1 protein-coding gene is annotated in these 1141 nt (G+C 65.3%); it reads right to left on the bottom strand.

Annotated features, from left to right (window positions below; genetic code table 11):
• The coding region (locus tag CFR79_RS15425; protein WP_110548467.1) for a pyridoxal-phosphate-dependent aminotransferase family protein at positions 1–1082 on the bottom strand (1082 nt) is incomplete at its 3' end.
• Between the last annotated feature and the right edge of the window lie 59 nt (positions 1083–1141).

Raw genomic sequence — 1141 nt, 5'->3', positions numbered from 1 at the left:
ACCTTGCCCTGCAGCGGGCCGAAGGCGGTGCCGATCTCGATTTCAAAATCCTCGCGCATGCGGCCGCGCACCCGTTCGCCATCGACGCTGGCGGGAATGTACACGCCCGTCACGTTGGTCATGCGGTGCGCGTCGCTGCCAAACAGTTCCAGACCCATCGCACGCAGCCCCGCGCACATCGCGCGCGATGCGCTGGCATGGCGGGCAAAGCGGTTTTCCAGCCCTTCCTCCACCATGATGCGCGCGGCTTCACGCGCGGCGTAGAGCATGCTGGTGGCCTCGGTATGGTGGTTGAGGCGCTTTTCGGACCAGTAATCCATGATCATCGCCAGATCGAGATAGTTCGACGGAATGCGCGCCCGCGCGCCATCGGTGGTGTCGCTGCCCCGGATACCGGCTTCGACATGGCGGCGCGAGAAGATATGCGCCGCCGCCCGGTCTGATACGGTAATCGGCGCGGAACCCGGCGGCCCGCCCATGCACTTCTGCAGGCCGCCGCTGACCACGTCCACGCCCCAGCGGTCGGTCGCAACCGCCATGCCGCCCAGCGTCGCCGTGGCATCAACATAGGACAGCACGTCATATTTACGGCACAGCGCGCCCACGCCATCGAGCGGCTGGGCCATGGTGGTGGAGGTATCGCCATGGATGCAGGCCAGCACATGCGGGCGGTGGGTGATGATCGCGTCCTCGATCTGTTCAGGGGTTGCGACCTCGCCCCACGGGATGTCCAGCGTTACGATTTCCGCCCCGATGCGCGCAGCGATTTCGGACAGGAGCAGCCCGAAGCGGCCCGCCCGCACCACAAGCAGTTTCATCCCCGGTTCGACCAGCGAGACCAGCGCCGCCTCGATCCCGGCGCGGGCCGTGCCGTCCACAAGGAAGGTCCAGCGGTTTGCGGTCATGAAAACCTGACGGTAGAGGTCCATCGTCTGGTTCATGTAACCCGTCATTTCGGGGTCGAACTGGCCCAGCATGTCGGCCGCCATGGCGCGCAGTACGCGCGGATGCGCGTTGACCGGTCCCGGCCCCATCAGCAGCCGGGCGGGAGGGTTGATCTGGCCGTAAAATGTCTGGGTCATCCGAAACGTCTCTCAAAAAGTCCGATAAAAGTGGTCATCGCGCGCAGGGCTTCGTCCGT

The organism is Komagataeibacter saccharivorans (assembly GCF_003207825.1).
Lineage (GTDB): Bacteria > Pseudomonadota > Alphaproteobacteria > Acetobacterales > Acetobacteraceae > Komagataeibacter > Komagataeibacter saccharivorans.
This window is presented reverse-complemented; position numbering and strand designations above follow the sequence as displayed.